Source organism: Acetatifactor muris (genome assembly GCF_024623325.1).
Lineage (GTDB): Bacteria > Bacillota > Clostridia > Lachnospirales > Lachnospiraceae > Acetatifactor > Acetatifactor muris.
The window spans coordinates 203272-215498 of sequence record NZ_JANJZD010000002.1; the positions used below are offsets into that span (position 1 = coordinate 203272).

The 12227-nt window shown below is 44.5% G+C and carries 14 protein-coding genes and 1 pseudogene; 8 read left to right on the top strand and 7 right to left on the bottom strand.

The genetic code is table 11. The features are described from left to right. Positions 1–40: 40 nt before the first annotated feature. The 4 genes and pseudogenes from NSB25_RS29885 to NSB25_RS02800 all read left to right on the top strand — a co-directional run. Positions 41–148, top strand: a pseudogene (locus NSB25_RS29885) (DNA methyltransferase); the annotation flags it as partial. 12 nt (positions 149–160) lie between these two features. Continuing rightward, a complete protein-coding gene (locus tag NSB25_RS02790; RefSeq protein WP_306817547.1) occupies positions 161–733 on the top strand; it encodes a hypothetical protein in 573 nt (190 codons plus the stop codon). After that, on the top strand, positions 723–1067 hold the full coding sequence (locus NSB25_RS02795) for a DEAD/DEAH box helicase family protein (RefSeq protein WP_172454923.1): 345 nt from the start codon (positions 723–725) through the stop codon (positions 1065–1067). Before NSB25_RS02790 ends, NSB25_RS02795 begins: the two co-directional genes overlap by 11 nt. Then, complete coding sequence (locus NSB25_RS02800) at positions 1064–1564, top strand: restriction endonuclease (protein WP_103237813.1); 501 nt, start codon at positions 1064–1066, stop codon at positions 1562–1564. The genes NSB25_RS02795 and NSB25_RS02800 overlap by 4 nt, the downstream gene beginning before the upstream one ends. A gap of 20 nt (positions 1565–1584) precedes the next feature. Here NSB25_RS02800 and NSB25_RS02805 read toward each other — a convergent pair whose 3' ends face one another. The 6 genes from NSB25_RS02805 to NSB25_RS02830 all read right to left on the bottom strand — a co-directional run bounded on the left by NSB25_RS02805 (position 1585) and on the right by NSB25_RS02830 (position 4721). Then, positions 1585–2403, bottom strand: coding sequence for an acyltransferase domain-containing protein (locus NSB25_RS02805; RefSeq protein WP_103237812.1), 819 nt, complete (start codon positions 2401–2403; stop codon positions 1585–1587). A gap of 18 nt (positions 2404–2421) precedes the next feature. Then, the gene (locus tag NSB25_RS02810; protein WP_103237811.1) at positions 2422–3342 is read right to left on the bottom strand and encodes an IS982 family transposase; all 921 of its coding nucleotides are present in this window, start codon (positions 3340–3342) and stop codon (positions 2422–2424) included. 100 nt (positions 3343–3442) lie between these two features. Beyond that, positions 3443–3847: a type II toxin-antitoxin system VapC family toxin gene (locus NSB25_RS02815; protein ID WP_103237988.1), complete on the bottom strand. Its 405-nt coding sequence runs from the start codon at positions 3845–3847 to the stop codon at positions 3443–3445. Continuing rightward, complete coding sequence (locus NSB25_RS02820) at positions 3847–4089, bottom strand: hypothetical protein (RefSeq protein ID WP_103237810.1); 243 nt, start codon at positions 4087–4089, stop codon at positions 3847–3849. The genes NSB25_RS02815 and NSB25_RS02820 overlap by 1 nt, the downstream gene beginning before the upstream one ends. A 109-nt stretch (positions 4090–4198) precedes the next feature. After that, positions 4199–4375 (bottom strand): hypothetical protein, encoded by a 177-nt coding sequence (locus NSB25_RS02825; RefSeq protein ID WP_242982259.1) that lies wholly within the window; start codon positions 4373–4375, stop codon positions 4199–4201. Then, positions 4356–4721, bottom strand: a complete 366-nt coding sequence (locus NSB25_RS02830) for a hypothetical protein (RefSeq protein ID WP_242982258.1) — start codon at positions 4719–4721, stop codon at positions 4356–4358. The genes NSB25_RS02825 and NSB25_RS02830 overlap by 20 nt, the downstream gene beginning before the upstream one ends. Positions 4722–5060: 339 nt before the next feature. Between NSB25_RS02830 and NSB25_RS02835 the strand changes: the two genes are divergently transcribed. Continuing rightward, positions 5061–5798, top strand: coding sequence for a helix-turn-helix domain-containing protein (locus NSB25_RS02835; protein ID WP_103237809.1), 738 nt, complete (start codon positions 5061–5063; stop codon positions 5796–5798). A 145-nt stretch (positions 5799–5943) separates the two neighbouring features. Here NSB25_RS02835 and NSB25_RS02840 read toward each other — a convergent pair whose 3' ends face one another. After that, entirely contained in the window at positions 5944–7809 is a 1866-nt protein-coding gene (locus tag NSB25_RS02840; RefSeq protein WP_103237808.1) for an AAA family ATPase, read from the bottom strand. 242 nt (positions 7810–8051) lie between these two features. Here NSB25_RS02840 and NSB25_RS02845 point away from each other — a divergent pair, with 242 nt between their 5' ends. The 3 genes from NSB25_RS02845 (at position 8052) to NSB25_RS02855 (ending at position 12227) form a co-directional block, all read left to right on the top strand. Then, a complete protein-coding gene (locus tag NSB25_RS02845; RefSeq protein ID WP_172454922.1) occupies positions 8052–8717 on the top strand; it encodes a TetR/AcrR family transcriptional regulator in 666 nt (221 codons plus the stop codon). 119 nt (positions 8718–8836) lie between these two features. Then, complete coding sequence (locus tag NSB25_RS02850; RefSeq protein ID WP_103237806.1) at positions 8837–10576, top strand: ABC transporter ATP-binding protein; 1740 nt, start codon at positions 8837–8839, stop codon at positions 10574–10576. Position 10577: 1 nt separating this feature from the next. Then, complete coding sequence (locus tag NSB25_RS02855; protein ID WP_103237805.1) at positions 10578–12227, top strand: ABC transporter ATP-binding protein; 1650 nt, start codon at positions 10578–10580, stop codon at positions 12225–12227.

The following is a 12227-nucleotide window of genomic DNA, read 5'->3' on the forward strand; positions in this document are numbered from 1 at the left end:
TGGGCAAAAGCGATGGTGAATACTGGCGAAGTATGGCGGGATGGTGCCCACTGGTTTCCATATCGTTTTTTCCCGCATTCTTGAGCTTTCGACTGATAAAGGCGACCTGGTTCTGGACAGTTTCCTTGGTTCCGGTACCACTGCTGCCGTTGCACACAAAATGGGCAGACGCTACATTGGTATTGAAATGGGAGAACATGCCTATACACATTGTAAAGTACGCCTGGATAAGGTCATTGCCGGCCTGGACATGGGCGGTATCACGAAAGCTGTAGATTGGCAGGGAGGCGGCGGATACCATTTCTATGAACTGGCTCCCACCCTTATCAACCGTGATGATTTCGACGAGCCTGTCATTAACAGGTCATACGATTCCGATATGCTGGCTGCTGCCGTGGCTCTCCATGAAGGTTTTCGCTATCAGCCGGACAGTAATCTGTTCTGGAAACAGTCCGTCGGCAATGAGAACAGTTATCTCTTCGTAACCACGCGGCATCTGGACAGTGTCTATCTGGACTCTATCCGGAGCACGATGGAAGAGGATGAATTTCTGATAATAGCCTGCCGTTCCTTTGACTATGGCATTGACAGGGCCTATAACAATATTATTATAAAGAAAATACCTCAGATGCTCTTTGACCGCTGTGAATTTGGCAGGGATCATTACAACCTGAACATTGTGCATCCGCCTGCTTATGAAGACAGCGGGAACGAGGTGGGCTATGATGAATAGAAATTACTTTCCCCAGTATACTACAGACTATATCAGTGGTGTTATGTCACTCCGTAAACCGCAGGAAGACTCCCTGAAAATTCTGGAAGAAATCGTGAACACAGTCAGTCTGCATAAAGACATGAATCTCAAGGCTGCTCTCGGTGCTGTTCATGCCATGTATCCGATTTGCTCGGATTTTGAGCGGAATTTCATGTCACTGACCTTTGCCTTGGCCACAGGCGTAGGCAAAACCAGATTGATGGGGGCATTTATTGCCTTTCTGTATACTCAGCACAATATCCGGAATTTTTTCGTAGTGGCAATGAGAACGGCTTTCTGCAGGAAGAAGTGATCGGTACCAGAAATTATAATTTAAAGCAGTCCTATCATTTCACAGAACGCGTCAGCCTTTATGCACCCTATACGGCAAAGCTGCAGTCTGTTCTCTTCGACGGTATCCGGAAAGGTGTATTTGACAGCGCCAAGTTTGACAGCCAGCCGGAATTGCAGTTCGCCCGTGTACTTGAAAGCGATACAGATGTACTGAACTGGCTGAGACCAGCCCCGCAGGAATTCAATATTACCTATAACCATGGCCACAGCTATGAACCGGATTTTGTGGTTGAGACAGAAAATATGATATACCTTATCGAAATTAAGGGGGAAGATAAGCTGAATGACCCGGATGTAATTGCCAAGAAAAAACGGGGCATTCAGTATTGTGAAGCTGCTTCCCGATGGGGAGAGGCCAACGGCTATAAAGGATGGCGTTATCTGTTTATCCCCTCTCAGCAGATTATGCCTAATTCCTCTTTCTCATGGCTGGCCAGGCAATTTCAGGAACTGTGAAATCGCCCATAGTTTTTTTCTCAGCCATCACGCAATATTTTTCCATGTGCATTTCTGATGGCTCCGCCTGCGAGAAGATGCCTTTTCAGCTCTCTCTGCAGAGATGTATTTTCCGGGAACTTCGCATAATCAGTATCCGTGGAGTTCCTCCGGAAAACCCACTCAATAAAATCAGTCCTGGTCTCACCTTCATCGAATATTTCAAAGCGATTTTGGAAGCTGACTATATTGGCATTTTCCCTTACCATTCCCCGCAGCTGTCTGTCCAGAAGCCAGGACTCACAGCAATAATCCGCCCCCTCAGTTTCCGGATAATACTGACTGAAAAATCTCTTCGCGCTGTTCAGTGACTGCTCCACAGCAGAGGGGGAAAAGTCAGCATCCGATGGAATATGAATTTCAATGGTTATCTCATTCTCATCCCGCACTATTTCATATTCCAACTCGTCAATTCTGAATAAATGCCAGCCTGCCTGGCGGGTAGTCCACCAGTCTCTGTCAAAATAATACCTGCCTGTCCTTCTGTATGTCTCATCAATGAAGCGGGAATAACACTTCATGGTGGCAAAATAAATTTCGTCACTGATTCCCTTCCTTTTATAAGTCTCATACACAGTTACCGACGCCTTCAGCATACAGGTCAGCATTTTTATATTGTCACTGTCTTCACCCAGAATCTCCTTCAGCTCTGTTCTGGCTTTTCCCATATTTTCATAGACAGCAAAATTCCTCAGCTGTTTATCCACTGTTTTAAAATCAAAGCTTTCTTCACACGCAATTACTCTGGTTTTAATTTCAGGCTGCAGATTTATCTTACTGCAAAGAGTTGTTATGTCCATTTTGCCTTACCTCTGGTTTTAATATGGTATCCGAAAGTACTCGCCAAAGATGCTGTTTAATACCATGCACAAGTTATATGCAAGGATTTTGTTCGCAAGACGTGTGCACAACCCCTGGAAGCTTTTGGCAAGCACACGTTCCGCATTCAGCTGTTCGGTCAGCTGAGAGAATACAGTCTCCACGCGTCTGCGCAGCCTGAATATCAGCTGCCGTACAGGCCTGGGCCAGTCCGTCCTGCTGTTGGAGCGCCTGAGCGCCATGAGGCATATCCCCTGTCCTGACATGTCCTCCGCCAGGGCCTCGCCGACATAGCCCTTGTCCCCCGGCACCACCAGACCATGCTGCCCATCGACCAGATCCCGCAGCCCCTCCCTGTCGTCCGTGGATGCGGGCGTGACCTCAAATGTGGTGACATATCCCTCCAGGGTGACCATGGCATGGACCTTATAGCCGAAGCAGGTCTCCTTTTTGGACGGGCACATCCCATAGTCCGCCCCGATGCCACGGAAAGCGCGGCAGTAGCGGGCCCTTCCGAACTTGCAGACGGCAAGCGGGAAGCTGTCCACGATAAAGAACCTGTTGCATGGCATCATGAACGCAGAGGGGAGTTTCTGCCGTAGCAGCTCCATCGTCTGGAGCAGTGCCCGCCTTGTCCTGTTGAAGCAGCTCCTGCTGCAGAGGTTCGGAAAAAGGTGTCTGTAGTTCCTCTTCACAAAGGAATACCATGCGTTTTCAGAATCGATTCCGGCCAGCTCGGCGCACAGGCTGATGGTAATGATTTCAGAATCCGTCAGCCTGGCATCCAGAACATTCCGTCTTTGGGTTACTTCTGGCGGAGCATAGCGGCGATACAGCTCATCGACGATGACATAGACTGTTAAAATAAAATCTTCAAAAGTTGTCAGGACTGAGGTATCATTAGTATGGAACTTCAGCATGATGATGCCTCCTTTCATAAGTTTGTGTCGATTCAAATAGGATAGCACATTTTGTTGAAGTTCTTTTATATTTTTTTCTAGCACAACAGGTTAAATTATCTTACACGGCTAAAATGCATTCCTCATTGTAAAACGGAATCAGGGAATCATGGGTAATGAATCTCAGTTTATCCACCTTTGCCTGAGACAGCATAATTCTATCAAAAGGATCATTGTGCGGCGGCGCATCATCTGACCTTGACAGCGTTTCCACCCCATAGACATGGCGGTCATAAACAGGAAGCATTTCAAACCCTGAATCCATACACTTTTTCGAAAAACTCTGTCCATCAATACGCATTTTATCAGGCCGCGCCATATGCTTAATTGCTATTTCCCACACAGATGCTGTACTATAATAAATCTGATTGCGCTCGTCCTCAATTATTTCCCTCGCTTTTTCTGGTAACTTTACATTATTTTCCAGCACCCACAGAATAATATGCGTATCTAACAAGACCTTCATCATACCACCCCAAACATTTTTGCTATTTCACCATTGTATTCGTCAATATCGTAATCCGGCGCATACAGTTCTTCGCCCTCGGCAATTCCAATTCTTTTTGAGGCTTTCTTGACAGAATGGGCAACTGGCAACGGCTTGTTTTTCGACTGCACGAATATCTGCATAAAATTTACCAATACTTTCAGGTTTTCTTCTGGCATTTCCTCTATAATCTCCATTACCTGTTTCTGTAATTCAGACATGAAAAATCACCTCTTTCTACTTTTTTACTTCATGCCAACTGCATCCTCAGAAAACATCTATACTGCAAATTTAACCGGTGCGCAGTATAAATTATGCACCTGGATAACCCTATTCCATATCTCCCCCTGGCACAAAATCTTTTTTCTTTGCCAGTTCCTTAACTGTTTCAATAGACAAACCTGTTCCTTCCGCAATCTTTTCGTAAGATAAATCACCCATCGAAATAAACGTATGTGCTATTTCGATAGTTTTTCTATATTCGGCTTCATTTCTCATATCTTCCATAACCCGGCACATTTCTTCCACTCCCTTCGGATTTTCTTTTAACTACCTTGTACGCTCTACCATCAGCCCATTGAATTTCTAAATCATATTTTTGTCCGAGCGAATCCATTCCATACGCATCCAAGCAAATTGATCTTGCTCCTGCCAGCCTTTTCATATCTTTTTGCGTCCGACAATCGGTAATCACTAAATCCTGCTTGCCTGTTATCGTCCTCAACACTAACTCAACCAATGGGATATTATCTTTAAAAAGACAACGCATAAAATCGTCATCTATTGGTCGAAATCCTCGCAGACGCTGTAAATCTTTCTGCCTCTCTCGTTCTTTTATCTGCTTATCCAACATCTCTATGTCATACTCCTTATCTGCTTAATATCATTATAAGCTTATTTTTTTCAAATTACAACGGAAAGAAAATATAAGTATGGTTTTCTCCATCATATTGAGTCTTTCTCTGAAAAACGTGTAGTAATGTGTGTAGCGGGACTCGTCTGCGGCTCGTGAATGCAGTGTTTACAATGGTTTCAGATACTTCTGCATATATTGCCGTGACATAAAAAGTAACACGCCATGTTACACAGATGTGGAAAAAAGCATATGATGGTTGGTGGATTTATCTTCTTTGGTATGGCATAATCATAAATGACCAATGGCCGTTGGATAACAATTTGAAGGAGAGCAGATATGAATATAGGAAAAAATATCAGTTTTTTGCGAAAGCAGAAAAAGCTTACACAGGAACAGCTTGCTGACAGGATGAATGTAACCAGGCAGACCGTATCCAGATGGGAATCCGACGAAGTAATTCCTGAGCTGGACAGGCTTGTGGAAATGTGTGAAATTTTTGCATGTAAGCTTGATTCCCTTGTGAGAGAAGACCTGTCTGACCAGAGTGAAATTTATTCGGAGATAAGGCTTAAAAGAATTGCACCGTTTAAGATGGCAAGCTATGTGATTATTTCTCCGGAGCCGGAAAATGATGCTATAAAGCATATGGAGAAGTGGGCGGAAAGCTGTGGCCTCAAAAAGGTTTGCCCTGATGTTAAGCTTATCGGATGGGATTTTCCTTATGTGTCGCAGGAACAACAGAACAGGTTTGGGCTTCACGGTTATGTTGCGGCCTGTGTGATCCCGGATGATTTTACGACAGAATGTCCCGGAGCAGCATTTTCAGAGAATAAGGAAGCTGATTATGCTGTCATAACAATTAAGGAGCCCTTCATTCAGCCCTTTGAAAGAATTCCAAATGCTTATAAGCTGATTATGGAATACCTTCAGGCAAACAATTTCAAAGAAAAGAGGCAGGAGAATATTATTGGCTGCTTTGAATATGAGTATAAGAAGGATGATATCACATATATGGACGTGTTTATTCACGTAGACGGTGTGACAAAAACAGATGCTTTTTCCATGCTTAGCTAACGAAAAGAATAAAGCCACAGGCTTTCATCGTTCCCTGCCTGTGGCTTTTCTTACAGCCTCCAGCAATACTACAATTTCAGCGGCCGGCAAAAGAATCAGCACATTCAAAAGCATCTTCCGCCGCCTGGCTTCTCATTATGATACATTATATTTCGGCTTCAATCTCTACATTTTTCCCGGAAAAGGCAATTCCAAGCTTTAAAATCCTCTCCACGCCTTCACAGTGCATCTCAGTCATATATCTCTTCTTATCAATCTGCGTCAAAGCTTCCCTTGACAATGCGGCCAGCGCCTCTTCACTTAATCCGCTTTTCCACTTTAACTCCATGATAATTCCCGGGTACTTATTCTTCCTCGGTATCAGGCCGATATCGTATCTTCCGTCCCCGGCCTCTCTGTTTGACTTTATTTTATAATGATTGTCCATCAAGGCCACCAGGCCAAGTATAAGTCCATGATAAAATCCTTCCGCACCTGTATCATAAAAGCTGATGGACTTATCCATATATTCTGTGATTGCCTTCTGAAGCTTTTTCAGGTCGTTTGTATACAGGCTCTCCGCGATCATATTCGCAGTGGACCGTGTGATTGCTCCAATCTGGAGTAAGTGTGACAGAATCTCCCCCTTATAGACGGCCGCAATCTCCATGTTTGGAATCGATACCTCGCACAGATAGGCGCCGTCGCTTTGCAGCTCCCTGCGGGGCGCCTTTAAATATCCGGCCACCAGAAGCAGGCTGTATATATTGGCAGGGTCTTCACTGAGAGACCTGTACACTACATTCTGGTCAATTCTTGCGACAACCCGCTGGCCCTGCAAAAGAGCATATAATTTCTCGGTGATATCCTCCGTCGCCACCTTGAGCACATCCTCAAGAACTTCATTTTTTCCGGTATTCACCCAGTAGGCCTGTGGAATGCAGCCTTTGGCAATATAATTGATTACCGACCACGGGTTATAGATTTCAACACCGCCAAACAGATATCCGTCATACCATTCTTTCAATTCTGTCTCTTTCTCGGAAAACCCATAGTAATCCATCAGCTGCCCCACCTCTTCACGGGTAAATCCAAAGAATCTGTCATAGTCCTCATCCATCACGGAATTCACTGTCAGATTATTGAGTCCGCTGAAAATGCTTTCCTGTGCGATCCGCAGGATTCCCGTGAGGAAGCCATAGGATAAATTCCTGTTATCCTTAAATGCACCTGAGAAGAAATTACGCATAAAGCCTGTGATTTCATCGTAAAAGTCCTTCGTATATCCTTCCTGAATGGGCGTATCATATTCATCAATGATAATAATGGGAGCTTTTCCGTAATGTCTGCACAGCAGCCTTGACAGATTCTCCAGGGATGAAGTAAGCTCTACTTCATTGGCTTTCCCATCCAATATCCTGGAAAAGGAGTCCTTCTCATAGTCAGCCAGTTTATCACTTTCCAAAAGCTCCAGATGCCTGCCGAATTCCGCCTGAAGAAGTCCTCTGATCTTATCAATGGTTGCTTTCCAGGAATCAAATTTCACGTCTTTCAATGTCAAAAAGATAACAGGATACTGCCCCTGATGCTTTTTATACTCCTCTCCGCACTGCCAGATAGCCTTATCCCTGAAATACACGCTGGTATCTTCCTCAGAAATTTCGAAAAATACCCGCAGCATGTCCATGTTCAGGGTCTTGCCGAATCGTCTCGGCCTGGTAAAAAGCGACACCAGCGGCTTCTTATCCAGAAATTCCTGAATCAGCAGGGTCTTATCCACATAATAATATTCTGACTGTGCACGAATATAGTCGGAAATACCGATGGGAAGCACTTTTTTCTCTGCTGCAGTCTCAGGCTCCCGGTCATTTACTGATTTTACCCTCTTATCAGCCGGTCTTTCCGCATTATCCGGAATCTTCCAGCTTTTTCCCTCTTTAACGGCCCCGGGTATCCTGTCGTTATTGCAGAGATAGGTAACTGTTCGCTCCGAAATTCCCCATTCTGCCGCCTTTTCTTTACATGTTCTCATCAGTACCCATCTCCCTTCTTCTGTAATTAATATATGTCTCTCTCCGCAAATTATACCTCACATTCGGCAATATATCAACCTTTTGTTCTATATATTGCCGAATTTTTCCTTTATATTGCTGAATGCAATCATATATTGCCGAATATATCCTGCTGAATATATAAATTCTTCTCTTGACAATTGTATATAAAACAGTATAATTGAAATGAACCGTTCATTTCAGTATTGAGGAGGAAACTAAATTGAATAATACAAGATTACGGAAAATATATCAGGAGGCCGGACGTCTGTTTAACAGTAAGGGCTATGCGAATACAAAAATGGCAGAAATTGCGAAGGCCTCCGGAATTGCGGTAGGCACCATGTATTCCTCGTTTACGGGAAAAGATGCCGTCCTCTCTTTTGTAATATATGCCGCTCTCGACAAAGACTATCTTTCCAGTGAAATCACGCTGCCCATTAAGCCAATAGAAGCGTCCAGGCTGATCGGATTGCTGAAAAAAGTGCTGGATTACGCATCCACTTCCGTCCTGAATGTTACGGATGAGAACGGAAATATCTGTAAAAGTTTTCCTGAACTTATGGGGGGACTATTTGATCTGTTTGCCGACTACCTCCTTGCCTTCGACAATATTGAGACCAATGCAGGTGTGCTGGAAGAACTCAATGAAATATACTGGCCGCAGAAAATGGCTTATTTTGGAGAACTGGGCGATTACCTGCGGCTGTATATGAAAGCCGGACAGATTCGGGAGCTTACTCATATCCAATCTCATGTTCTTTTTTTGACGAATACTCTGACATGGTGGGCCCTGAACGCAAATCTTTCCTTTCCGGAGGAACCTGTCCCCAGGGAAGTCGCCAAGGAATTTTGTCTTGGAATGATTCAGCGGGCTTATCAGGTCTAAAGCAGTAAAGTCCGGTCATTGTAAAAGAAAGGGTGCATAATGCACCTTTCCTTTTACCGGCGGACTGAAATGAACGGTTCATTTCATCAAAATTTTGAACTTCCCGGAGGAAAACTTATATGAAAATAAAACTTTTTCTTAAAAACATATGCGGCAGAAAGCTGTATTTTCAGATCGCTTTTGCTATTCTTCTCGCCTTTGGTACGGCCACAGCCCAGTTTCTGGCGGCTCAGCACCTGGGGAATGTGATCGATGCGGTTGAAAAAGGATACAGGGAGACTATGTATCATGTCCTTTCCATAGCCGCCAGCCTGACACTTTACATTCCCGGAACGGCCGCACTTACTTTTTTCAGCGGCAAAATTTCAGCAGGATTTTCGCGCAGCGCTCAGCTTAAAATCGGAATGAAAATATGCTCTGCCCAGTATCAGGAACTTGAGCGGATGAATGACGGAGATCTGCTCTCCATGATTGCCAAAGATATAGACAGTATAAGAAGCTGGATTGGACTAGTGATGAGATCCGGATACCTGCCCGTATGTCTTGGACTTATCCCGGTCTGCCTGTTTCGATGGTGCAACTGGAAATTCTCTCTGCTGGCTTTGTGCATGATACCGCTGAACGCGGTTCCCAGCATATTTTTTGCCGGCAGGCTTTCTCCCTTTCACGACAGGGAGAAGAAGGCCTATGCCAGAGTACTTTCTCATTTTACCGACTCTCTGCAATTTGCAATGATGATTAAGGCATTCCAGCTGGAACAGACATTTCAGGATGAGCACAAAGCGAAGTTGGACCAACACAGGAATACACTCAAAAAACGTGTATTGTTCGAGAAACTGACGGAAGAATACGGACGAAGTTATGGCCATATCAGCAGGATATTGCTCTTACTTTTAAGCGCATATTTCATATTCCGCGGCGAGATGACATTGGGGCGATTGACCAGCGTTATCCTGTGTGCGGACTTTATTGGGGAGGGACTGAAAATTCTCGGGAATATTCCCCTTCTCCTGCCGCCGGCCAAAGCAGCCGTAAATCGTATGCAAACGCTCCTGGAACTGCCGGATGAGAGCCTGTCAGAAAATAAGACAGCAGCGACAGACACCCGAAACGGAATCCCGGTTTATGAAGTACACGGACTTTCGTTTTCCTATGGAGATGTAGCCATATTACAGAATATCCATTTCAGAGTCTATCCCGGGGAGAAAATTGCCGTTGTAGGTCTAAGCGGCTGCGGTAAAACCACATTGTTCAAACTGCTCGGCAGACTGTATACGCCGGAGAAAAATCAGATTTACTTCAAAGGAATGGATATTTCCGCCCTTACTCCCGAATACATGAGAGCTCATATTACAGTAACGACACAGGAGGCTTTTCTCTTTCAGGCAACCTTTATGGACAATGTTAAGGTGGCGAAAGCAGACGGAAGCGAAGAAGAGATAATCGCCGCCTGTAAAAATGCCCGTCTGGATTCTTTTATTCAGACACTCCCTGAAGCATATGATACGGAAGTGAATACTACCGTTCAGTCTATATCAAATGGTCAGATGCAGCGCATCAATCTGGCCAGGGCCTTTTTAAGAGATACCGATGTCTTTTTACTTGATGAGCCGGTATCGGCATTAGATTCTGTCACAGCCGGAGCCATCTGGAATTACCTGTTCTCGGAATGCACGGATAAAACACTGTTAATTATCCTGCATGATCTGGAGGAAGTCTGCCGTTTTCATAAAGTTCTTGTGCTGGATCAGGGAAAAGTGGCAGCCTTCGGAACCCATAAAGAACTGATACAGAGCTGTGAACTGTATAAAAACCTTTATAAAGAGAAAATGAAAAATAGAAGAAAGGCGGAAGCATGATATGAAAGCTTTGTTTTCCATGAAAAGGTACATCAGCAGAAACTGGAAATTATGGTGTTGCGGCATTTTTCTTCCCGCATTTTTCAGCACTGCCACCAATATATATTTTGCCGGCAGGCTGCAGAATTACGTTATGATGCTGACGCAGCCCCGCACGTCATTTCAGGATATTGTCAGAATACTCTTACTTTCCCTGCCAGTTCTGCTGCTGCTTTCGTGGATAGACAACGCAGGATTATGTGTCTTTTCCCTGTTTCTGGCTTCTACGGAAAATGACTTGAGAAATGACTTTTACAAAAGTCTGGTGCAGGCACCGCTGAAAAATCTGCAGAAGTTCAGTCAGGGCCAACTGCTTACACGGTACAATACAGATATCGAGCAGAGCGCTCAGATTGTTTCCTATGACATTTTCGGAGTAATTTATCCTCTGGTTGTTGGAACAGGATATACAGCTGCCGTTTTGCTGGCTGATCTCCGGATCGGGTTCCTTATGTTCCTGCTGGGCGCTGTCGTTATCCTGTTGAATTTTCTGTTTATGCGCAGAATCAAACGAATACGGCTGGAAATTCTGCAGGCAAAGGAAAGCTGTACATCCAATTGCAGTGACGCCATAAAAGGGAAAATGAGTATCCGGCAATATTCTGCCCAGAACAGAATGTATAATAAAATAGAAGAAGCGGCAGAACAGCTTTATAGAAAAGAATACAGCGCGGTGCGGTTAGAAACATGGAAATTGCTGACCTCTGACGCAGCAGCGAATGTCTGTATTTATTTGCTGACGCCCCTGGCCTGTGTAATGGCATCCCGTGGATATCTTTCTGTGGCTGTGGTCTTGTTTATTCACCAGTTATGTCGCTGTTTTATTATGTATACACAGAACTTTGCCGTGGCATTTATACGTTATGGTGAACATTCCCTGTCTCTGGAGCGCATCTGTCCGATTATGTCTCTGAAAAGTGAGCTCACAGAGAGGGATGATAACAAATGTGAAAAAGTTCCTGAAAATTTTGATGTGACATTTGAAAACGTCTGTGCAGCATACGGGAGTCATCAGGTTCTGAATCATGTATCATTTACCGTCTCCCCGGGAGAATGCATCGGCATTATCGGCGAGAGCGGCAGCGGAAAATCCACCCTGATCAAGGCTCTGATGCAACTGACCGATTATCAGGGCAATATTCTCATCGGCGGTGAAAACTGTAAGAACATTTCTCTGCATTTGTTGCGGAAATATATCTCCTGTTCACCGGAGCATAACGATATCTTTTCCACTACCGTATATGACAATATAAGATATGGAAATTTAAATGCCACGGAATCAGAAATATACAGCGCCGCAGAAATGGCCGGACTTCCGGCATACCGGGAAGATTTTTTCAGGAGGAATATCGGTGAAAATGGAGATCAGTTATCAGGCGGGCAAAGGCAAAGGGTCTCCCTTGCCCGCGCATTGCTCCGAGACGTTCCTGTATATATCTTTGACGAGCCCACAGCCGCTTTGGATGCCGACTCGGAATCCAAAATCCTGAATACAATTTCCAAGTTGAAGCAGGAGGGAAAATGTATTCTGCTGATTACTCATAAAGCTTCCACCTTACATATTACAGACAGAATACTACGCGTCGAAGATGGGAATGTTTGTCAGCTATAA

What these genes read in the sequence shown, in the direction of transcription:
- NSB25_RS02790 (WP_306817547.1), top strand. Translation starts at nt 161, where the DNA reads ATGGGCAGACGCTACATTGGTATTGAAATGGGAGAACATGCCTATACA.
- NSB25_RS02795 (WP_172454923.1), top strand. Translation starts at nt 723, where the DNA reads ATGATGAATAGAAATTACTTTCCCCAGTATACTACAGACTATATCAGT.
- NSB25_RS02805 (WP_103237812.1), bottom strand. Translation starts at nt 2,403, where the DNA reads ATGGACATAACAACTCTTTGCAGTAAGATAAATCTGCAGCCTGAAATT.
- NSB25_RS02810 (WP_103237811.1), bottom strand. Translation starts at nt 3,342, where the DNA reads ATGCTGAAGTTCCATACTAATGATACCTCAGTCCTGACAACTTTTGAA.
- NSB25_RS02815 (WP_103237988.1), bottom strand. Translation starts at nt 3,847, where the DNA reads ATGAAGGTCTTGTTAGATACGCATATTATTCTGTGGGTGCTGGAAAAT.
- NSB25_RS02820 (WP_103237810.1), bottom strand. Translation starts at nt 4,089, where the DNA reads ATGTCTGAATTACAGAAACAGGTAATGGAGATTATAGAGGAAATGCCA.
- NSB25_RS02825 (WP_242982259.1), bottom strand. Translation starts at nt 4,375, where the DNA reads ATGGAAGATATGAGAAATGAAGCCGAATATAGAAAAACTATCGAAATA.
- NSB25_RS02830 (WP_242982258.1), bottom strand. Translation starts at nt 4,721, where the DNA reads ATGTTGGATAAGCAGATAAAAGAACGAGAGAGGCAGAAAGATTTACAG.
- NSB25_RS02835 (WP_103237809.1), top strand. Translation starts at nt 5,061, where the DNA reads ATGAATATAGGAAAAAATATCAGTTTTTTGCGAAAGCAGAAAAAGCTT.
- NSB25_RS02840 (WP_103237808.1), bottom strand. Translation starts at nt 7,809, where the DNA reads ATGAGAACATGTAAAGAAAAGGCGGCAGAATGGGGAATTTCGGAGCGA.
- NSB25_RS02850 (WP_103237806.1), top strand. Translation starts at nt 8,837, where the DNA reads ATGAAAATAAAACTTTTTCTTAAAAACATATGCGGCAGAAAGCTGTAT.
- NSB25_RS02855 (WP_103237805.1), top strand. Translation starts at nt 10,578, where the DNA reads ATGAAAGCTTTGTTTTCCATGAAAAGGTACATCAGCAGAAACTGGAAA.